Annotated in this window: 19 protein-coding genes; 3 read left to right on the top strand and 16 right to left on the bottom strand. The window is 52.8% G+C overall.

Annotated features, from left to right (window positions below; genetic code table 11):
* Positions 1-7: 7 nt before the first annotated feature.
* The 14 genes from ptsG to yceD all read right to left on the bottom strand — a co-directional run bounded on the left by ptsG (position 8) and on the right by yceD (position 12616).
* Entirely contained in the window at positions 8-1441 is a 1434-nt protein-coding gene (gene ptsG, locus FDX01_RS20505) for a PTS glucose transporter subunit IIBC (protein ID WP_096757538.1), read from the bottom strand.
* Positions 1442-1857: 416 nt separating this feature from the next.
* The gene (locus FDX01_RS20500; RefSeq protein ID WP_135912250.1) at positions 1858-2655 is read right to left on the bottom strand and encodes a metal-dependent hydrolase; all 798 of its coding nucleotides are present in this window, start codon (positions 2653-2655) and stop codon (positions 1858-1860) included.
* Between the two features lie 10 nt (positions 2656-2665).
* Positions 2666-3670 (bottom strand): DNA polymerase III subunit delta', encoded by a 1005-nt coding sequence (gene holB / locus FDX01_RS20495; protein WP_115258855.1) that lies wholly within the window; start codon positions 3668-3670, stop codon positions 2666-2668.
* Positions 3667-4308, bottom strand: coding sequence for a dTMP kinase (gene tmk / locus FDX01_RS20490; protein ID WP_137362073.1), 642 nt, complete (start codon positions 4306-4308; stop codon positions 3667-3669). Before tmk ends, holB begins: the two co-directional genes overlap by 4 nt.
* Positions 4298-5320: a cell division protein YceG gene (gene yceG, locus FDX01_RS20485; protein ID WP_115258857.1), complete on the bottom strand. Its 1023-nt coding sequence runs from the start codon at positions 5318-5320 to the stop codon at positions 4298-4300. The genes tmk and yceG overlap by 11 nt, the downstream gene beginning before the upstream one ends.
* A 2-nt stretch (positions 5321-5322) precedes the next feature.
* Positions 5323-6132 carry an aminodeoxychorismate lyase gene (gene pabC, locus FDX01_RS20480; RefSeq protein WP_137400371.1) on the bottom strand — a complete coding sequence of 270 codons (810 nt, stop codon included), beginning with the start codon at positions 6130-6132 and terminating at the stop codon, positions 5323-5325.
* A 128-nt stretch (positions 6133-6260) separates the two neighbouring features.
* Positions 6261-7502, bottom strand: coding sequence for a beta-ketoacyl-ACP synthase II (fabF, locus tag FDX01_RS20475; RefSeq protein ID WP_115258859.1), 1242 nt, complete (start codon positions 7500-7502; stop codon positions 6261-6263).
* Between the two features lie 85 nt (positions 7503-7587).
* Positions 7588-7824 (bottom strand): acyl carrier protein, encoded by a 237-nt coding sequence (acpP, locus tag FDX01_RS20470; protein WP_000103754.1) that lies wholly within the window; start codon positions 7822-7824, stop codon positions 7588-7590.
* A 155-nt stretch (positions 7825-7979) separates the two neighbouring features.
* Positions 7980-8714 (bottom strand): 3-oxoacyl-ACP reductase FabG, encoded by a 735-nt coding sequence (fabG, locus tag FDX01_RS20465; protein WP_096757545.1) that lies wholly within the window; start codon positions 8712-8714, stop codon positions 7980-7982.
* A gap of 12 nt (positions 8715-8726) precedes the next feature.
* The gene (gene fabD / locus FDX01_RS20460; protein WP_096757546.1) at positions 8727-9656 is read right to left on the bottom strand and encodes an ACP S-malonyltransferase; all 930 of its coding nucleotides are present in this window, start codon (positions 9654-9656) and stop codon (positions 8727-8729) included.
* A 15-nt stretch (positions 9657-9671) separates the two neighbouring features.
* Positions 9672-10625, bottom strand: a complete 954-nt coding sequence (locus FDX01_RS20455; RefSeq protein WP_137400370.1) for a beta-ketoacyl-ACP synthase III — start codon at positions 10623-10625, stop codon at positions 9672-9674.
* A gap of 77 nt (positions 10626-10702) precedes the next feature.
* A complete protein-coding gene (plsX, locus tag FDX01_RS20450; RefSeq protein WP_096759432.1) occupies positions 10703-11782 on the bottom strand; it encodes a phosphate acyltransferase PlsX in 1080 nt (359 codons plus the stop codon).
* Between the two features lie 122 nt (positions 11783-11904).
* Complete coding sequence (rpmF, locus tag FDX01_RS20445; RefSeq protein WP_003036242.1) at positions 11905-12078, bottom strand: 50S ribosomal protein L32; 174 nt, start codon at positions 12076-12078, stop codon at positions 11905-11907.
* 16 nt (positions 12079-12094) lie between these two features.
* Positions 12095-12616 carry a 23S rRNA accumulation protein YceD gene (yceD, locus tag FDX01_RS20440; protein ID WP_115258860.1) on the bottom strand — a complete coding sequence of 174 codons (522 nt, stop codon included), beginning with the start codon at positions 12614-12616 and terminating at the stop codon, positions 12095-12097.
* 197 nt (positions 12617-12813) lie between these two features.
* Here yceD and FDX01_RS20435 point away from each other — a divergent pair, with 197 nt between their 5' ends.
* On the top strand, positions 12814-13398 hold the full coding sequence (locus FDX01_RS20435; RefSeq protein WP_096757549.1) for a nucleoside triphosphate pyrophosphatase: 585 nt from the start codon (positions 12814-12816) through the stop codon (positions 13396-13398).
* A gap of 82 nt (positions 13399-13480) precedes the next feature.
* Here the strand turns inward: FDX01_RS20435 and rluC are convergent, their stop codons facing one another.
* Entirely contained in the window at positions 13481-14434 is a 954-nt protein-coding gene (gene rluC, locus FDX01_RS20430) for a 23S rRNA pseudouridine(955/2504/2580) synthase RluC (protein ID WP_170974786.1), read from the bottom strand.
* Positions 14435-15146: 712 nt separating this feature from the next.
* On the opposite strand from rluC, the gene rne reads away from it, so the two are divergent.
* Positions 15147-18437, top strand: coding sequence for a ribonuclease E (rne, locus tag FDX01_RS20425; RefSeq protein WP_137400368.1), 3291 nt, complete (start codon positions 15147-15149; stop codon positions 18435-18437).
* Between the two features lie 40 nt (positions 18438-18477).
* On the opposite strand, the gene FDX01_RS20420 is transcribed toward rne, so the two are convergent.
* Entirely contained in the window at positions 18478-19413 is a 936-nt protein-coding gene (locus FDX01_RS20420) for a LysR family transcriptional regulator (RefSeq protein WP_170974789.1), read from the bottom strand.
* Positions 19414-19524: 111 nt separating this feature from the next.
* On the opposite strand from FDX01_RS20420, the gene FDX01_RS20415 reads away from it, so the two are divergent.
* Complete coding sequence (locus FDX01_RS20415; RefSeq protein ID WP_137400367.1) at positions 19525-20724, top strand: MFS transporter; 1200 nt, start codon at positions 19525-19527, stop codon at positions 20722-20724.
* Positions 20725-20746: the final 22 nt, after the last annotated feature.

The raw sequence follows: 20746 nt of genomic DNA, 5'->3' as shown, positions 1-20746 counted from the left end.
TTACGGCTTAACTGTTACGGATGTATTCATCCATTTCAGTTTTCAGGTTATCGGACTTGGTGCCGAAAATAGCCTGAACACCAGAACCCGCAACCACCACGCCTGCTGCACCCAGTTTCTTCAGGCCAGCCTGATCCACTTTGGCGACGTCAGCCACGCTGACACGCAGACGCGTAATGCACGCATCGAGGTTAGTGATGTTTTCTTTTCCGCCGAACGCAGCAACCAGGGCCGGAGCCATTTCACCCGTTGCGCCCGCTTTGCTGTCTTCAGTCGCGTCTTCACGACCCGGTGTTTTCAGGTCCAGCGCTTTGATCAGCACACGGAAGATGGTGTAGTAGGCGATAGCATAGCCAGCACCGACAATTGGGAACAGCCACAGTTTGCTGCTGTTACCGGACAGAACGATAAAGTCGATCAGACCATGAGAGAACGACGTACCGTCACGCATACCCAGCAGGATACAGATCGGGAATGCCAGGCCTGCCAGAATCGCGTGGATGATGTACAGGATCGGCGCCACGAACATGAAGGAGAACTCGATCGGCTCGGTAATACCGGTCAGGAACGAGGTCAGCGCCGCGGAGATCATGATACCGCCCACTTTCGCGCGGTTTTCTGGTTTTGCAGAATGCCAGATAGCAATAGCGGCAGCCGGCAGACCGTACATTTTGAACAGGAAGCCACCAGACAGCATGCCCGCAGTCGGGTCACCCGCCATATAGCGAGGGATATCGCCGTGGAACACCTGGCCCGCAGCGTTGGTGTATTCGCCAATCTGCATCTGGAATGGAACGTTCCAGATATGGTGCAGACCAAACGGTACCAGGCAGCGTTCAATGAAGCCGTAGATACCGAACGCCACAACCGGGTTCTGGTATGCAGCCCATTGGGAGAATGTCTGGATAGCAGTACCGATCGGCGGCCAAATGAAGGACAGGACCACACCCGTAAAGATGGCAGCCAGACCAGAAATAATTGGAACGAAGCGCTTACCGGCAAAGAAGCCAAGATACTCAGGCAGTTTGATACGGTAGAAACGGTTGAACATATACGCTGCTATCGCACCGGAGATAATCCCCCCGAGAACACCCGTATCAGCAAGGTGTTTAGCTGCGATCTCTTCAGCAGGTAAATGCAGAACCAGCGGCGCAACCACAGCCATGGTCTTGACCATGATGCCGTAGGCAACCACTGAAGCCAGTGCGGAAACACCGTCATTGTTGGTGAAGCCTAACGCGACACCGATGGCAAAAATCAACGGCATGTTTGCAAAAACAGAACCGCCTGCTTCTGCCATAACGTGCGATACAACGGCTGGCAGCCAGCTGAAGTTAGCGGAACCGACGCCCAGCAGGATACCTGCGATCGGGAGTACGGATACCGGCAGCATCAGCGATTTACCGACCTTTTGCAGGTTAGCAAATGCATTCTTAAACATAATTAGGAGTGCTCCTGAGTATTTGTGCTTATACACTTCATCCTTCAAACCGCCTCAGTGTTGGCTGCGCTCGTTCATCCCAGTCACTTACTTAAGTAAGCTCCTGCAATTCACTCACTTGCCGCCTTGATGCTGCTTGAATGATTTTGCGTATTCTACGTTCTCACGCATTGGCGAGGGGGGAGAACCTCGCCGTGAACAGGGCATCTAAGTACCCTTTATTTATTACACAGAGTAAAATAATTCAGCTTATTTTTGTTTGACGGCTATCACAATTCAGCTGTGGATAGCCGTAAAATTCGCACAATCCGATAAAATGAGTATCTGAATGTGTCTAACTGGTTATTCACCGCCCATTTTATGGCGGTGAACTTTACTCGGTTTACTTATTAATTACGAGCTTTAAAAAAACTCAATTAACGGATAGATTGCAGGCGAGAAGCGTTGATGTGAAACAGGCGGGCAAAGTTATCAGTGGTGATTTGCGCCAGTTCTTCAACGGCAACACCTTTCAATACGGCCATATACTCTGCGACATCACGAACCATGGCGGGCTGGTTCTCTTTACCACGATGCGGTACCGGCGCAAGGTACGGAGAGTCAGTCTCAACTAACAAGCGATCCAAAGGAACATAGCGCGCGGCGTCGCGTAACTGTTCGGCGTTACGGAACGTGACGATGCCGGAAAAAGAGATATAGAATCCGAGATCCAGCAATTTGCCCGCAGTTTCCCTGTCCTCTGTAAAACAGTGTAGTACGCCGCCACAATCCGTCACGTTTTCTTCTCGCAGAATCGATAGCGTATCGGCTCGCGCATCACGGGTATGGACGATCACTGGTTTTTGCAGTTCGCGGCCAATCTGAATGTGATGAATGAACGACTCCTGCTGACGCACTTTGGTTTCCGGGGTGTAGAAATAGTCCAGCCCGGTTTCCCCCATCGCCACCACGCCGTCTTCCGCGGCAAAGCGACGCAGGTCTTCTACATCATAGGTTTCATCCTGATTTAACGGATGTACACCGCAGGAGAACACCACATTATCGCGCTCGCCAACCAGGTCGCGCATATTGCGGTATCCGGGTAAGGTGGTCGCTACGGCAAGACAAAACTTCACATCACGCGCTGCCGCTTTCGCCAGCACGTCATCCACGTCCTTATGCAGAGATTGATAATCCAGGCCATCAAGATGGCAGTGTGAGTCGACTAAAAACATAATGTCTCTCTCAAAGATGGGGAACAGGCAGTACGGCGCCTGGTTGCAGGTAATGCTCAATACGCAGGATAAGATCGGTTAATACCAGTTCACGATTGACGCCCGTCACGTTGAGCAGTTGCTGACGGCAGTGGCACACATCACCCAGCATCGCCTGAATCTGCGCCACGGAGAACCGTTCAGCAATGGATGAAATCAACGCCAGTGCATCAGGGTTAGTTAAATGGGCAGCACCATACGGACGTTTGAGCGCATCCGTAAACAGCGTTGCCAGCCAGTGTAAGCGGGCTGCAGCTTGTTCATGGTTGAGCGCCGCCAGCAGCTGATACCAGTCGCCGGAATGCAAGGTGTTCGCCAGTGCCGCGCAAAAATCGCTACGGTGCGCCCAGCTTTCTGCCTGAAGCAACATTAGTGCCGCCCCAGGAGACCCGGCGCTCAGGCGTAGTGCGCTAAGAAGTGCATCCTGCGGGGCAGTCACTTCGCGGGCCAACCAGGAAACCGCATACGATTCCTCCGGGGGAGCAAGGTGATGCAATCGACAACGGCTGCGTAATGTGGCAAGTAAGCGTGCCGGCTCGGTAGTAGCCAGGAAAAACCACGTTTGCGCCGGCGGCTCTTCTAACGTCTTTAGCAGGGCATTGGCTGCCGCATCCGTTAACTGGGCAGCATCGGGGATCCACACCACTTTGGCACCGCCCAGACGCGAATGTTCGTACAGCTTTTCAGTGACTTCACGCACCGCGTCAACACCCAGCGTGTTCTTTCCTTTTTCCGGCAGCAGAGAATAATAGTCAGGATGCGTTCCTGCCTGCATCAACTGGCAACCACGGCAACGTCCGCAGCTTTTATGCCCTTCCGGCTGCTGGCACATCAGATAGCGACTCAGGGCGTAAATCAGCGCGTCGTCACCCATACCGGGTAACGCCTGAATCAGTAACGCATGGTGACCGCGACCCGCCTGGTAACTGGCGACAAGTTTTTCAAAATCGGGTCGTAACCATGGATACCATTTCATGCGCCCTGCTCCTGTACCCAGTGGGTAATGGTGCTACGGATATCATTCATGACAGCTTCAAGCGGCTGCGTGGCATCTATGGTACGGATACTGGGATCTATCGCCGCCAGTTCCAGATAGCGGGCACGGGTGCGATTAAAGAAGTCAAAAGACTCCTGTTCAATGCGGTCCAGCTCACCACGAGCACGGGCACGTTTTAAACCCACTTCAGGCGTCACATCCAGATAGAGCGTCAGGTCCGGGCGAAAATCACCGAGTACCGCATCACGCAGAGTGGCCAACATCGTTTGGTCGATGCCACGGCCACCGCCTTGATAGGCCTGGGTCGACAGATCGTGACGGTCGCCAATCACCCAGGTACCTTTTGCCAACGCAGGCTTAATGACGGTTTCGACCAGCTGAACACGTGCGGCGTAGAACATCAGCACTTCCGCTTTATCGGTAATCACTTCGTCACCGACCGACTTGATGTCCAGCACCAGGCTTCTTAATTTCTCTGCCAGCTGAGTCCCACCTGGCTCGCGGGTAAACACCATGTCGCGGATACCGAGTTGCTCAAGTGTCTCCACCACTACATCCCGCGCGGTAGTTTTTCCGGCGCCTTCCAGGCCCTCGATGACGATATAATTACTGCCCATTTTTTTCCTTAAGCACTTTCAGATAATCCTGCACAGAGCGGTTGTGGCTGGCAAGATTGGTATTAAACGTGTGACCACCTTTACCGTCAGCCACGAAATAGAGATACGGTGTTTTTGCCGGATGCGCGGCGGCCTGCAATGAGGCTTCGCCCGGCATAGCAATCGGGCCTGGCGGCAGCCCGGTAATGGTATAGGTGTTATACGCAGTCGGCGTTTCCAGGTCGGCACGCGACAATTTACCATTATACCGTGTGCCCATCCCGTAAATCACGGTCGGATCGGTCTGTAAGCGCATGCCAATACGTAAACGGTTTATAAACACCGAGGCCACCTGATCGCGCTCGCTGGCGACAGCGGTTTCTTTTTCAATAATAGAGGCCATGGTCACCAGCTGATTTTTGTCGGTATACGGTAGACCTTCGGCACGCCCTTCCCAGGCAGTATCAACAGCTTTGACCATTTTCTGGTGCGCACGCTTCAGCAGCGCCACATCCGAGGTGTTGGCGGTATACATCCAGGTATCCGGCCAGAACCAACCTTCCACCCATTCCGGGTTCTCCAGCTTCAGCGCCTCGGCAACGGTAGCGTAGTTGTCGTCGCTCAATGTGTGCTTGATATAGGGCGCATCGCGCAGCTGTTTAAGGTAATCACTCAGGCGCATGCCCTCAACCAGACGTAATGGGAACTGTGCTTCTTTTCCGCTTTCCAGCAGTTGCAACATTTCCCGTACGGTCATATCAGGCGTCAACCGGTAGGTCCCGGCTTTAAAATGCGAAAGGTCGGGTTCAATACGCAGTAACCACTGGAATACGCGTGGACGATTAATCACCTTATCTGCATACAGCTGCTCACCCAGAGCCAGACGACCCGTGCCCGCTTTCAGCGTAAAAATCGTTTCATCTTTAATCAATAATTTACTGTCCGCCAGATGGCGAACTTTCCACATTCCCACACCCGTGGCAATGCCCAGCACAACCAGCAATAAAACAACAACGCGTAACAATTTTTTCATGACTAATTTGGGTGCTCACAAAGTGGGGCTAAAAAATCGAATAACAAACGTGAAGACAACATCCTGTCACCACAGGCACGCACAGGAACCACCGGCATTAATGCATTACAGACAACCATCTCATCCGCCTGCATCACGTCCTCTTCCCGCGCATACACGTCGACAATCTTGAACGGTGATTGTGCCAGCATCCGCATACAGAATTGTCGCATAATGCCGTTCACGCCAGCCTGATCCAGTCGAGGAGTATAAACGACATCGTCTTTACGCCAGAACACATTAGCCGCACAGCATTCCGTAACCCATCCCTCACTGTCAAGAACCAGCGCTTCATCGGCGTCTGTCTGCTCAAGATGAGAACGAATCAGCACCTGCTCCAGTCGGTTCAAGTGTTTAATTCCGGCAAGCATCGGATTGCGCCCCAGACGCACAGGACTTACAGCCAGAACAATCCCATCGTTCTGCCAACAAGCGTAATGTGTGGGAAAGGCAGAAGTAGAGAGAATACGCGTAGGCGAATGACAGTTCGTGCCACTATAGCCCCTGCCCCCGCTACCACGACTGATGATCACTTTCAGTACACCACGTGTATGCCCGACCGCCAGCATTTGCATTTCATCTTGCAGTTCTGACCACTTATCGAAGGGGATCAGCAATTTTTTGCATGCGTCGTCTAAACGCTGGAGATGCGCCGAAAGAAAACACACATTACCATCGACAATTCGCGCAGTGGTAAAACATCCGTCACCAAACTGCGTCGCACGATCGCTTGCAACCAACGTGCCCTGCTCACGGCCATTAATTAAGAACATGGTGGCTCCTTATTCGTGGTCCGCTAGTTTGGCAGGATGACAAAGCCAGGACAAGGTCGAAAAATCGAATAAAAAAAGGTCCGGCAAGCGGACCTTTTTTATGACGCCAGGTAAGTTACCTGCGGGACTTAGATCTTTTTAAAGATCACCGAACCGTTAGTACCACCAAAGCCGAAGGAGTTACAAAGAGCATATTCCATGCCGCTGACCTGACGTGCTTCGTGCGGAACAAAGTCCAGGTCACAACCTTCATCCGGGTTATCCAGGTTGATGGTTGGTGGAACCGCCTGATCGCGCAGCGCCAGAATAGAGAAAATAGACTCTACCGCGCCCGCCGCACCCAACAGGTGTCCGGTCATGGATTTGGTCGAACTGACCATCACGCTACGTGCCGCATCACCAAAGACAGATTTCACTGCCTGAGTTTCCGCTTTATCGCCTGCTGGTGTAGACGTGCCATGTGCGTTGACATAGGCAATCTGACCGGGTTCGATAGCCGCGTCACGTAATGCGTTGACCATCGCCAGTGCAGCACCCGCGCCGTTTTCCGGCGGCGAAGTCATATGGTAAGCATCGCTGCTCATCCCAAAACCGACCACTTCAGCGTAAATTTTTGCACCACGCGCTTTTGCATGCTCGTACTCTTCCAGTACCACCATACCTGCGCCGTCGCCCAGCACAAAACCGTCACGCTCTTTGTCCCACGGGCGGCTTGCCGCTTGCGGGTTATCATTACGCGTAGACAGCGCACGCGCTGCGCCAAAACCACCCACACCCAGCGGTGTACTGGCTTTTTCAGCACCACCCGCAACCATCGCGTCTGCGTCGCCGTATGCAATGATACGCGCGGCATGACCGATGTTATGCACGCCTGAAGTGCAGGCGGTAGCGATGGAGATGCTTGGCCCTTGCAGGCCGTACATGATGGTCAAGTGACCGGCCACCATGTTAACAATCGTCGACGGAACGAAGAATGGACTGATCTTACGTGGTCCACCGTTTACCAGCGAGGTATGGTTTTCTTCGATAAGACCGAGACCACCAATACCGGAGCCAATAGCGGCGCCAACACGGTGAGCGTTCTCTTCCGTAATTTCGAGACCAGAATCCTGCATGGCCTGAACGCCAGCGACAATTCCATATTGAATGAAGGCATCCATCTTGCGCTGTTCTTTGCGCGAGATAATGTCATCACAGTTAAAATCCTTTACTAAGCCAGCAAATTTCGTTGCATAGGCGCTAGTATCGAAATGGTCGATCAGGCTGATGCCACTCTGACCGGCAAGGAGAGCTTTCCAGGTAGACTCTACGGTATTGCCGACAGGAGACAACATGCCCAGTCCGGTCACAACTACACGACGCTTAGACACGGTTGTCCTCCAGGGAGGGAAAATAATTCAAGTGGGATAAAAAGATAAAACTCAGGCGGTCGAATGACCGCCTGGAGATGTTCACTTACGCCTGGTGACCGTTGATGTAATCAATGGCAGCCTGAACGGTAGTGATTTTCTCAGCTTCTTCGTCCGGAATCTCAGTATCAAACTCTTCTTCCAGAGCCATTACCAGCTCAACGGTGTCAAGAGAATCTGCGCCCAGGTCTTCAACGAAGGAAGCATTGTTGGTTACTTCTTCCTGCTTAACGCCCAGCTGTTCGCCGATAATTTTCTTAACGCGTTCTTCGATAGTGCTCATACTCTTAAATTTCCTATCAAAACTCGCTTTCGCGATGGTTTTCGTAGTGTATAAAATGTTGAAAAATTTGCAACTAAATCCCGGCAGGTCTTACCACGATTTTGCGTTATTTTGAGGGCATTCACCCTAATAACGCAAATTTTTTTATCTCGTGGTTAAACCATGTACATCCCGCCGTTGACATGCAAAGTCTCACCTGTGATGTAACTTGCTTCGTCAGAAGCTAAAAATGCAACCGCATTGGCGATTTCATTTGGGGAGCCAAGGCGCCCCGCAGGAACTGCCGCCAGCGTACCCGCACGCTGCTCATCAGTCAGCGCACGCGTCATGTCCGTTTCAATAAAGCCCGGAGCAACAACGTTTACAGTAATGCCACGAGACGCAACTTCACGCGCCAGTGATTTACTGAAGCCGATCAAACCCGCTTTCGCCGCAGCGTAGTTGGCCTGACCCGCATTTCCCATGGTACCAACCACAGAACCAATAGTGATAATACGACCATGACGCTTTTTCATCATAGCGCGCATTACCGCTTTTGACAGACGGAAAACAGATGACAGGTTGGTTTCGATGATATCGTTCCACTCGTCATCTTTCATGCGCATTAACAGGTTATCACGAGTAATCCCGGCATTATTAACCAGAATATCGACTTCCCCAAATTCTGCGCGAATATTTCCCAGAACAGATTCGATAGATGCAGGATCGGTCACATTCAACACCAGACCTTTACCATTTGCACCTAAGTAATCGCTAATGGCCTGCGCACCGCTTTCGCTGGTTGCAGTGCCGATCACTTTCGCGCCACGGGCAACGAGTGTTTCAGCAATTGCGCGGCCAATGCCACGGCTTGCACCGGTAACCAGCGCGATTTTTCCTTCAAAACTCATGGTTTTCCTCTTTTATTGCGCAAGCGCCGCAGTCAGCGCCGCCGGCTCATTCAATGCCGAAGCAGTCAGGGTATCAACAATACGTTTTGTCAGACCCGTGAGGACTTTACCCGGCCCCACTTCATACAGATGCTCTACGCCCTGGGACGCCATAAACTCGACGGTTTTGGTCCACTGAACCGGGCTGTACAGTTGGCGAACCAGCGCATCGCGGATCGCGTCTGCGTGGGTTTCGCACTTCACATCGACATTGTTCACAACCGGAACGGTCGGTGCGTTAAAAGTAATCTTCTGCAGTTCAACGGCCAGTTTTTCTGCTGCTGGTTTCATCAACGCGCAGTGAGACGGCACGCTAACCGGCAGCGGCAGAGCACGTTTCGCACCTGCGGCTTTACAGGCTGCACCTGCACGCTCTACGGCTTCTTTATGCCCGGCAATCACCACCTGGCCCGGTGAGTTAAAGTTAACCGGTGATACAACCTGACCTTCTGCTGACTCTTCACAGGCTTTCGCGATGGACGCATCGTCCAGGCCGATGATAGCAGACATGCCGCCCGTACCTTCCGGCACCGCTTCCTGCATGAATTTGCCACGCAGTTCAACCAGGCGTACGGCATCAGCAAAGTTGATGACACCCGCGCATACCAACGCGGAGTATTCACCCAGGCTATGCCCGGCCATCAGCGCAGGCGTTGCACCACCCTGCTGCTGCCACACGCGGTACAATGCAACAGAGGCCGTTAACAGCGCTGGCTGCGTTTGCCAGGTTTTATTCAGTTCTTCTGCTGGTCCCTGCTGGGTAAGTGCCCACAGATCATAGCCCAGCGCAGCTGAAGCTTCAGCAAAAGTTTCTTCAACAATGGGGTAGGCTGCAGCCATTTCAGACAACATCCCAACGGTTTGAGATCCCTGACCCGGGAACACAAATGCAAATTGCGTCATGTTAAAATCCTTATACTAGAAACGAACCAGCGCCGAGCCCCAGGTGAATCCACCCCCGAAGGCCTCAAGCAATATCAGCTGACCGGCTTTAATTCGCCCGTCGCGGACGGCTTCGTCCAACGCACATGGAACGGAAGCGGCTGACGTATTGCCATGTCTGTCCAGCGTAACCACGACATTATCCATCGACATGCCCAGCTTTTTCGCCGTCGCGCTGATAATGCGCAAGTTTGCCTGGTGCGGTACTAACCAGTCCAGGGCAGAACGGTCGAGATTATTCGCTGCCAGCGTTTCATCAACGATGTGTGCAAGCTCGGTAACCGCCACTTTAAAGACTTCGTTACCCGCCATGGTCAGATGAATCGGGTTCTCCGGATTCACACGATCGGCATTCGGCAGTGTCAACAGTTCGCCATAGCGACCATCAGCATGCAAATGTGTGGAGAGAATGCCTGGCTCTTCTGAGGCACTCAGTACCACCGCGCCAGCACCATCACCAAAAATAATGATCGTCCCGCGATCGGTCGGATCACAAGTACGCGCCAGCACATCAGACCCGATCACCAGCGCGTGCTTCACTGCGCCGGACTTAACGTACAGGTCAGCCACGCTCAGGGCATAAGTAAAACCGGCGCAGGCAGCCGCGACGTCAAACGCCGGGCAGCCTTTAATTTCCAGCATACTTTGGATCTGGCACGCCGCACTCGGAAAAGCGTGCGTTGATGATGTGGTCGCAACCACAATCAGACCAATTTGATCTTTATCGATGCCAGCCATTTCAAGTGCGCGGTTTGCGGCGGCAAAGCCCATCGTCGCAACGGTTTCATTGGGCGCGGCAATATGGCGTTCACGGATACCTGTACGAGTGACAATCCACTCATCAGATGTCTCGACCATTTTTTCCAAATCGGCGTTAGTACGCACGTGTTCAGGCAGATAGCTGCCAGTACCAATAATCTTCGTATACATGTACGCTCAGTCACTTTTTGGTTATATACCGCTACGAACAAATCACGGGTAGGTAGGCTACGCTCTCGACCGCACTATCATCTGCGCGCCCGCGAGCGTGTCGTTTCGCCACCATCCAGCAGTTCGAATCCAGCTGGGTATACAGATTCCAGGCGAGCGGCAATTCGCTGAGGAACTTGTCGCTGCACCGCCTGCACTGCCTGTTCAATCGCGACTTCAAATGCTCGCTGATTGGCCGCACCATGACTTTTTATCACTGTGCCGCGCAATCCTAACAGACAGGCGCCATTATACTGGTCGGGGTTGAGGTGACTGAATCGCCTCGTTAGGCTTTTTTGTAACCAACGTTTTAATAACAGCAGCCACCACGACCGTTTTTTGCCCTCACCCTGAGATTTCAGCAGTGAAAGGAACATTCTTACAACACCTTCCATCGTCTTTAATGTGACATTGCCTGTAAAGCCGTCACAAACCAACACATCGGTTTTGCCAGTCAACAACTCATTGGCTTCAAGATAGCCGATATAGTTAATGGAAGGGATTGTTTTTAGCACAGCAGAAGCATCCCGAATACTGTCGAGACCCTTAGTTTCTTCTTCACCGATATTAAGCAATGCAACGCGAGGGCTGGCAATCCCAACCACCTCTTCTGCCAGCACGGAACCCATGACGGCAAATTGCACCAACATCGTACTGTCGCAATCAACGTTAGCGCCGAGATCCAGCACCACCGTTTTGCCCTTCTGCTGATGCGGCAACACCGTCACCAACGCAGGTCGCTCAATCCCCTCAAGGGGTTTGAGTAATAACTTCGCCAGTCCCATTAGCGCGCCCGTATTACCGGCGCTCACACAGGCTTCTGCACGACCTTCTTTCACGAGCTCCAGGGCAACACGCATAGAGCTACCACGACTGGCGCGGATAGCCTGCGAGGGCCGGGCATCACTGGCAATAACTGACTGAGCAGGGATAATCTGCAGACGTGAACGTTGTTCGAAGTCAGCTTTGGCAAGTAATGGCGTGATTGTATCGGGATCCCCGACTAAAAGAAGTGTGAGTTGCGAATTAGAATTCAGTGCCTGCAGTGCTGCAGGCACTGTCACGGTAGGGCCAAAATCACCCCCCATGACATCTAACGCCAGGGTTAGACGTGTCAAGGTATCGTCGCTGCTCGGCTAGGTGTTTCCCCAGTTACCCGGGGAAAGCCTCACTAAGCTTCATCACGCTGGTTCTCTTTGTCTTTCTCACCGAGGTGGGAAATTCATTGAGCCATGCGTGATTACTTAGCGATTACCTTACGGCCGCGGTAGAAACCATCGGCAGTGATGTGGTGACGCAGGTGTTGTTCACCAGAAGTTTTGTCTACAGACAGGCTGGTGACTGCGGTCAGAGCGTCATGAGAACGACGCATGCCACGTTTGGAACGGGTTGGTTTATTCTGTTGTACGGCCATGGACCTTACTCCTCAATTACTTACGCTTTAAGCTGGCTAATACGGCAAATGGATTTGGTTTTTGCGCTTCATCAGGCAATTCACCAAAGACCATGTCCGCCTCGGACACTTCACAGTGTTCAGAATCATGCACCGGAACTACCGGCAAGGAGAGGATAATCTCATCTTCAACCATTGCAAGCAGATCGATTTCACCGAATTCGTTAACCTCAATCGGTTCATACGCTTCCGGCAGTGCTTCAGCCTGCTCGTCAGAACGGACAGGACTAAAACAATATGTTGTGTGGACATGGAGTGGGAACGGTTTCCCGCAACGCTGGCATGCGAGCGTAACCGAGACCTTCGCATCACCGGTAATAACGGCAAGACGTTGGTTATCGATCGCGAACGACATGGAGCATTCCACATCACTGTCCACACTGACTACAAAATCGGTGACGCGCTCTAACAGATCAGAAGTATAGATACCTTCATAATCGAGGCGTTTTTGAGCCGTACGAACCGGATCAAGAGTCAGGGGTAATTTTACCTTTTGCATAGGGCGCGCATATTAACTTTGTAACGTCATAGAGTCAAAGAAAAAGGCAGCCTGAGGTTGCCTTTTGCCAATAATTCGCACACATTGCGGGTCATCGACTTAAAATCACTCAAGTCTGGCCATAGCAGCCAACTTGAAGGTCGAGAGCCCTAGTTTAAAATGGCTCTCATCATTACGCTATATGCGAGGGAAAAAATATGCCTCAACTCATTCTTGCGTCTACCTCTCCCTGGCGTCGCGCCTTGCTTGAAAAACTGGCCATCCCGTTCGAATGTGCAGCACCTGAGGTTGATGAAACACCGCAGCCTGGCGAAACACCTCGGCATTTGGTGTTACGTCTGGCCCAGGAAAAAGCGCAATCTCTTGCCCACCGCTACACATCACACCTCATCATTGGATCCGATCAAATCTGTGTACTTGATGGAGAAATAACCGGAAAACCGTTAACAGAAGAAAAGGCCAGACAACAATTAACCAAAGCCAGCGGCAATATTGTGACGTTTTACACCGGACTGGCGCTGTATAATTCTGCAAACGGACATTTACAAACCGAAGTCGAACCGTTCGATGTTCATTTCCGTCATTTAAGCGAGACGGAAATTGACGATTACGTACGCAAAGAACGTCCGTTACATTGTGCCGGCAGTTTTAAAAGCGAAGGATTAGGTATTGCGCTCTTTGAGCGTCTGGAGGGCCGCGATCCTAATACGTTGGTTGGCCTGCCGCTGATTGCGTTGTGTCAGATGCTACGCAGAGAAGAGATGAATCCGCTGAAAGCCTGATTAATCTTCCTGATGGCGACGCGGTGCGTCTTATCAGGCCTACGGCGCATAACGCAATGGTAGGCCTGATAAGCAACGCGCATCAGGCTTTGCTGCGTAATATTTCAAGGCAGCGTTTTAGCTGATTATCCATCGGGGCTTCAACACGCATGACCTCACCGGTCCCCGGATGAGTAAACTTCAATGCTGCGGCGTGCAGAAACAGTCGGTTCAGCCCCGTACCGGCCAACTGCTTGTCGAACTCACGGTCGCCATAGCGATCGTCAAAAGCAATAGGATGTCCAGCATACTGGGTATGCACGCGAATCTGGTGGGTCCGCCCGGTTACCGGACTACAGCGCACAAGCGTGGAAAACGCATAGCGCTCTTCTACTTTAAATCGCGTCTCCGACGGTTTACCTTCCTGATTTATCCGCACGATTCGCTCACCGCTTTGCAGAATATTCTTTAACAGCGGCGCCTGTACGGTTTTGACATGCGACTGCCACTGACCTCTTACCAGCGCCAGGTAATCTTTTTGCATTCCCTTTTCGCGCAACTGTTCATGCAGCGAACGCAGTGCGGAACGTTTTTTGGCAACCAACAGCACGCCAGACGTGTCACGGTCGAGGCGATGCACCAATTCAAGGAAACGTGCCTCCGGGCGTAACGCTCGCAGACCTTCAATTACCCCAAAGCTTAATCCACTGCCGCCATGCACGGCCGTGCCTGACGGTTTGTTGAGCACCAGAATATGGTCATCTTCATACAGAATAACATCGGCCAGCGCGGCGACCTTCTGCAGATGCGGTGAAATAGCTTCTTCTTCGCGCTCAGCGACACGCACTGGCGGAATACGCACAATATCTCCGTCTTCGAGCTTGTACTCGGGTTTGATGCGTTTTTTATTCACACGCACTTCGCCCTTACGCAAAATGCGATAAATCATACTTTTTGGCACGCCTTTGAGCTGGGTGCGCAGAAAGTTGTCGATGCGTTGCCCTGCTTCGTCGGCAGTAATGGCAACAATTTTTACGGCTGGAGTCTCTGTTTTCATGGGTGCCGATTTTAAATAGCCATCAAGATTCGCGCCACACATTTTTCTATGCTTATATTAACTGCTATACCCTATTACACAGGTTTGACAGTTTCGATTTGGTGGTTATTAAACCAATCACTGTACGGAAGTGTAAAAACTGTGAGTAACCGGGTGGTAAATGGCAAAAGTCATCTTGCTATAACAAGGTTAGCAGTGGAATAATGAGGTCGTCTCCGTGTTGAATCTTGTTAAAACAAGAACTTTTCCGGAATGACCCAATTTTGCCCGACCGATCATCAACGCAGCAATGGCGTAAGACGTATTGATCTTTCAGGCAGTTAGCGGGCTGCGGGTTGCAGTCCTTACCGGTAAGTGCTCTATGAATTTCGCGTTGTAGGAAGACGGCAAGTCTGGGAACCCCCAAGAATTTACTCCGGTGAGTGACTGTGGTGAGTGACTGGGGTGAGTAGATGAAGCCAACGCACCGATAGCGTGAAAGACGACGAGCATAATGGAAGCGTTTCTGGAGAGTAACACCCAGACTGTTCCCCTGATAATTGCGCTGTGTTTCCGTATGAAATACAGGCAACCGACACTCTGCGCCTCTTTGAGCTGACGATAACCGTGAGGTTGGCGACGCGAATAGACACGAGGCCATCGGTTCACACCCGGAAAGGCATTACTCTGCCCGCAGCTTAGTCGTCAATGTAAGAATAATGAGTAAGTTACGATGAAAAGAATGTTAATTAACGCGACTCAGCAGGAAGAGTTGCGTGTCGCCCTAGTAGATGGGCAGCGTCTGTACGATCTGGATATCGAAAGTCCTGGACACGAGCAGAAAAAAGCCAACATCTATAAAGGTAAAATTACCCGTATTGAACCGAGTCTGGAAGCCGCTTTTGTTGATTATGGCGCTGAACGTCACGGTTTCCTCCCGTTAAAAGAAATTGCCCGCGAATACTTCCCCGCTAACTACAACTCCCATGGCCGTCCCAACATTAAAGATGTGTTGCGCGAAGGTCAGGAAGTGATTGTTCAGATTGATAAAGAAGAACGCGGCAACAAAGGTGCTGCACTGACCACCTTTATCAGCCTGGCGGGTAGTTATTTGGTTCTGATGCCTAACAACCCGCGTGCGGGTGGTATCTCTCGTCGCATCGAAGGCGATGACCGGACAGAACTCAAAGAAGCGCTGGCAAGCCTGGAACTGCCTGATGGCATGGGGCTCATCGTACGCACTGCGGGTGTTGGTAAATCCGCAGAAGCGCTGCAGTGGGACCTGAGTTTCCGTCTGAAGCACTGGGAAGCGATTAAAAAGGCCGCTGACAGCCGCCCTGCTCCGTTCCTGATCCATCAGGAAAGTAATGTCATCGTTCGCGCATTCCGCGACTATTTACGTCAGGATATCGGCGAAATCCTCATTGATAACCCAAAAGTCATGGAGATGGCGCGTCAGCACATCGCCGCGTTGGGTCGTCCGGATTTCAGCAGCAAAATTAAGCTCTACACCGGTGAAATCCCGCTGTTCAGCCACTATCAAATCGAGTCTCAGATTGAGTCTGCGTTCCAGCGTGAAGTACGTCTGCCCTCTGGGGGTTCTATCGTTATCGATAGCACCGAAGCACTGACCGCAATTGATATCAACTCCGCACGTGCCACGCGCGGCGGCGATATCGAAGAGACCGCATTTAATACCAACCTTGAAGCGGCCGATGAAATCGCTCGCCAGCTGCGTCTTCGTGACCTCGGCGGCCTGATTGTTATCGACTTCATCGACATGACGCCGGTTCGTCACCAACGTGCCGTTGAGAACCGTCTGCGTGAAGCCGTTCGTCAGGACCGTGCGCGTATCCAGATTAGCCATATTTCTCGCTTCGGCTTGCTGGAGATGTCCCGTCAGCGTCTTAGCCCGTCATTAGGCGAATCCAGCCATCACGTCTGCCCGCGTTGCTCCGGCACAGGTACAGTGCGTGATAACGAATCGCTGTCGCTGTCTATTCTGCGCCTGATTGAAGAAGAAGCGCTGAAGGAAAACACCCAGGAAGTCCATGCGATTGTCCCGGTGCCGATTGCGTCTTATCTGCTTAACGAAAAACGTACTGCGGTCAATGCCATTGAAACCCGACAGAACGGCGTACGCTGTGTGATCGTGCCCAACGATCAAATGGAAACACCGCACTACTCTGTTCTGCGTGTTCGCAAAGGTGAAGAGACATCGACCCTGAGCTATCTGCTGCCGAAACTGCACGAAGAAGAGATGGCGTTACCGACGGAAGAAGAGTACGTCGAGCGTAAACAGCCGGAACAGCCTGCGTTGGCGACCTTCGCCATGCCAGACGTACCGCCAGAACCTGCTCTGCAGGAGCCTGCCGTTACAGCCGTTGCTGCCGCACCAAAAGCAGCCGCAGTCGCAGCAGGATCCGAACAGCCTGGTTTGTTTGGTCGTTTCCTCGGCGCACTGAAGTCCATCTTTGGTGGCAATGAAGAAGCCAAGCCGGTTGAGCAGCCAGCACCGAAAGCGGAAGAGAAATCTTCTGAACGCCAGCAGGATCGTCGTAAGCCTCGTCAGAACAATCGCCGTGACCGCAACGATCGTAACGATCGTCGTGATAATCGCGATAACCGTGGCGAACGTGATAACCGCGATCGTGACAACCGTAATGAACGTTCTGATAGCAGCGAAAACCGCGATGAAAATCGCCGTAACCGTCGCCAGCCGCAGAATGCCGAAGCGCGCGATACCCGCCAGCAATCCACTGATGTTGCTGATAAAGCGAAGTCAGGTGACGAACAGCAGGCTCCGCGTCGTGAACGCAACCGCCGTCGTAACGACGACAAGCGTCAGGCACCGCAGGAAGTTAAAGAACTGAACCTGGTTGAACAACCGGCACAGGAAACGGATCAGGAAGAGCGCGTTCGCCAGCCTCAGACTCGCCGTAAACAGCGTCAGTTGAACCAGAAGGTTCGTTACACCGATAGCGCAACCGTCGAAACCGAAGCCGTAACCGCTGCCGTGGTTACCGAAACGGTTGTGGCTGAGCCTGTGGTTCAGGCCGCTGTTGCCCAGCGAACTGAACTGGCGAAAGTCGATCTGCCTGCCGTTGTCACTACCGAGCATGAAGATAACAACGACGCGCGTGATAACAACGATGCACGTGATAGCAACGGTATGCCGCGTCGTTCTCGCCGCTCGCCTCGCCATCTGCGTGTAAGCGGACAGCGTCGTCGTCGCTATCGTGACGAACGTTACCCGACACAGTCGCCAATGCCGATTACTGTCGCCTGTGCATCTCCAGAATTAGCCTCTGGTAAAGTCTGGATCCGCTACCCTGTTGCCCGTGCGCAGGAACTGCAGGTTGAAGAGCAGCATCAGCAGGAAGTGGCCCAGGTGCAGCCGGTTATCGCCGAGCAGCAAACCATTGCAGCGGTCGTTGCACCAGCAGTGGAAACCGTAGCGGCATCTGTCGCGGTCACAGAAGCGCCGGTAGTCACCGAAACCGTCGTTGTCGAACCTCAGGTTGTGGCGGTTGAAACCACACATCCGGAGGTTATCGAGACGGCTGTTGAGGAACAACCGCAGTTCATCGTTGACGCTGACGTCCCGGTTGCAGAAGAGGTTGTTGCTGAAGCTGAGCCCGTAGCAAACGTGGTAGAAGCACCGATTACCGAAGAACCTGTCCAGGTTGACGTCGCTGTCGCCCAGCCAGACGTTGCTGAACCGGTTATCGAGACCGCGCCAATTGCCCCGGTTACGCAGGAAGAAGTCGCACCGGTTGCACCAGTCGTTGTCGCTGAAGCTGTGGTAGAACCTGCGTCTGTTGCCGCTGTACCCGTAACGGTTCACAGCCACGCAACCGCACCGATGACCCGCGCACCTGCGCCGGACTACGAACCAGAAGCGCCGCGTCAGAGCGACTGGCAGCGCCCTGCTTTCGACTTCGAAGGCAAAGGTGCCGCAGGCGGTCACAGCGCCACGCATCAGGCTACTGCCCCAGCCACACGCCCGCAGCCTGTTGAGTAAGCCGTAATCAACATCAAAGCCGACCTTCGGGTCGGCTTTTTTATTTCTTATCGATTTGTTTCATTCCCGTCAGCTGCGGCATCACATCCTTCATCAGCGCCAGAAATTTACGCAGTCGGACCGGATAATAACGCGCCCAGGGATACACCAGATGCACCGGCAGCGATGCCGCAGGCCAGTCTGCGAATAGCTCGACTAAACGCCCGTGAACAATATCGTCTTCCACCATCCAGCTTGACACAATGGCTACCCCCAGCCCTGCCAGAGCCGCATTTCTGGCAACATAAATACTGTCCGTGCTTAATCGGGGAGAGATATTTATCGTGATGGGTTCATTTCGCTGTTGATGGCGCAGCGACACACTATGCTGATAAAACGTGTTTACAGCAATCCACGGCAGCGTTGATAACTGTTCGGGATGCGTAGTATCGCCATACTGCGCCAGCAATGCCGGGCTGGCCACAATGCTTCGGGGCACTTCGGCCAGCAGAACGGAGACCGTTGCCGGATCAACTTCCGCACCCACTCGGATCGCGCAATCAATATTGTCGCTAAGGAAATCCACCGTTTTGTCATTGAGCATCCACTCCACCGATAACTGCGGATAACGGGCCAGAAATTGCAGCAGCGGTTCAAGCAGTTGTTGCTGACCAAACGCATGAGGCGCTCGTACCCGCAGCGTACCGACGGGTTCATCCTCCGTGATATTCAGCCCATCTTCCAGCGCTAACCAAGCATCGATAATATGCTTAGCATGCTGATATCCCCGCTCTCCGTCATCGGTCAATTTCATCGCGTGGGTGGTGCGTAAAATCAGTTTCACACCCAGCAGCGTTTCCAGGGATTGCAGTCTCCGACTGACGGTCGCCTGGGTGGTCCCCATCTGTTTTGCCGCCGCAGAGAGCGATCCTGCCTCAACGATGCGCACAAACGTCCGCATCAGCTCCACTCTGTCTATACGCTCATTTTTCAAGATAACCACTTTCATCATACGTCAACCGTATAACTGTTTTACCACCACGCCCGCTACCGTGCCAATGAGCGAAAGATAAAAATAGCCGTACATCCTGTGATTGAGGAATCATTTGTGAACACATCTACCGCACTTTCCCGTTGGGTCATCTTTGTACTGGCACTTGGCGCCGGTTTCAGCGTGGCGGCTATCTACTATGCCCAGCCTCTTCTGCCGCTGATCGGTCAGGACCTGACCTTAAGTCTCACCGGTATGGGGCTGGTGCCGACGCTTACCCAGGCCGGGTACGCGCTGGGGATTTTGTTTCTCTTGCCGCTTGGCGACCGCTATGACCGCCGGACTTTAATCTTGCTGAAAAGCATCTCACTTGCCGTGCTGCTTCTGGCCTGCAGCTTTAGCGGGCAACTGCATTCACTGCTGTTGATTAGCTTGCTGATGGGAATGGCGGCAACCATGGCGCAGGACATCGTTCCCGCAGCAGCTATACTCGCCCCCGCGGGGAAACAGGGAAAAACGGTCGGTACGGTGATGACCGGCCTGTTGCTGGGCATTTTGCTCTCCCGCACCGTCAGTGGTCTGGTGGGCGAAGCGTTTGGCTGGCGCGAGATGTATCAACTCGCCGCCATCAGTATTGCCATTATTACTGTGGTGATGTGGAAAATGCTGCCTCACTTTGCGGCCAATTCCACGCTGAGCTATCCGTCGTTAATGCTCTCAATGGCCAAACTCTGGCAACGGTATCCTGTACTGCGCCGGGCGGCGTTGGCACAGGGATTCCTGTCAATTGCCTTCAGTGCCTTCTGGTCAACACTGGCGGTGATGTTATCCGAGCATTATCACATGGGCAGCGCAGTAGCCGGGGGTTTTGGTATTGCAGGAGCAGCAGGTGCGCTTGCCGCACCGCTAGCTGGACATCTTGCTGACAGAGTTGGCGGCGAAAAGGTCACGCAACTGGGGGCATTATTAGTGACGCTTTCTTTCGCGCTGATGTTTTTACTGCCCGCCCTGCCGGTTGAGGGACAGTGGCTGCTAATAGCCCTTTCTGCGGTCGGCTTTGATCTTGGGCTACAATCCAGCCTGGTAGCTCACCAGAATCTGGTCTATAGCCTTGAGCCTCAGGCGCGGGGCCGCCTGAACGCCCTGCTGTTTACCCTGGTGTTCTTTGGCATGGCGCTGGGTTCAGTTCTCGGCACCCAAGTTTACGCCCTGGCAAACTGGCAAGGCGTTGTCGGGTTGGCAACCGTCAGCGGCGCGATTGCTCTGATGATCAGACTGACAGATAACACTGTGGTGAGTCGGACAAAAACGGCCTAAAAAAATGCCCGCGCCGGGGTGT

It is taken from the genome of Citrobacter sp. wls613 (assembly GCF_005281195.1).
Classification (GTDB): Bacteria; Pseudomonadota; Gammaproteobacteria; order Enterobacterales; family Enterobacteriaceae; genus Citrobacter; species Citrobacter gillenii.
The sequence above is the reverse complement of the archived record's forward strand: the minus strand, read 5'-3'. Positions and strand labels throughout refer to the sequence as shown.

Coding starts and splice junctions, on each gene's coding strand:
- FDX01_RS20500 (WP_135912250.1), bottom strand. CDS start 2,655: ATGTTTTTAGTCGACTCACACTGCCATCTTGATGGCCTGGATTATCAA.
- tmk (WP_137362073.1), bottom strand. CDS start 4,308: ATGGGCAGTAATTATATCGTCATCGAGGGCCTGGAAGGCGCCGGAAAA.
- yceG (WP_115258857.1), bottom strand. CDS start 5,320: ATGAAAAAATTGTTACGCGTTGTTGTTTTATTGCTGGTTGTGCTGGGC.
- acpP (WP_000103754.1), bottom strand. CDS start 7,824: ATGAGCACTATCGAAGAACGCGTTAAGAAAATTATCGGCGAACAGCTG.
- rluC (WP_170974786.1), bottom strand. CDS start 14,434: ATGAAAACAGAGACTCCAGCCGTAAAAATTGTTGCCATTACTGCCGAC.
- fabD (WP_096757546.1), bottom strand. CDS start 9,656: ATGACGCAATTTGCATTTGTGTTCCCGGGTCAGGGATCTCAAACCGTT.
- pabC (WP_137400371.1), bottom strand. CDS start 6,132: ATGTTCTTAATTAATGGCCGTGAGCAGGGCACGTTGGTTGCAAGCGAT.
- rpmF (WP_003036242.1), bottom strand. CDS start 12,078: ATGGCCGTACAACAGAATAAACCAACCCGTTCCAAACGTGGCATGCGT.
- fabG (WP_096757545.1), bottom strand. CDS start 8,714: ATGAGTTTTGAAGGAAAAATCGCGCTGGTTACCGGTGCAAGCCGTGGC.
- holB (WP_115258855.1), bottom strand. CDS start 3,670: ATGAAATGGTATCCATGGTTACGACCCGATTTTGAAAAACTTGTCGCC.
- rne (WP_137400368.1), top strand. CDS start 15,147: ATGAAAAGAATGTTAATTAACGCGACTCAGCAGGAAGAGTTGCGTGTC.
- yceD (WP_115258860.1), bottom strand. CDS start 12,616: ATGCAAAAGGTAAAATTACCCCTGACTCTTGATCCGGTTCGTACGGCT.
- FDX01_RS20455 (WP_137400370.1), bottom strand. CDS start 10,625: ATGTATACGAAGATTATTGGTACTGGCAGCTATCTGCCTGAACACGTG.
- FDX01_RS20435 (WP_096757549.1), top strand. CDS start 12,814: ATGCCTCAACTCATTCTTGCGTCTACCTCTCCCTGGCGTCGCGCCTTG.
- ptsG (WP_096757538.1), bottom strand. CDS start 1,441: ATGTTTAAGAATGCATTTGCTAACCTGCAAAAGGTCGGTAAATCGCTG.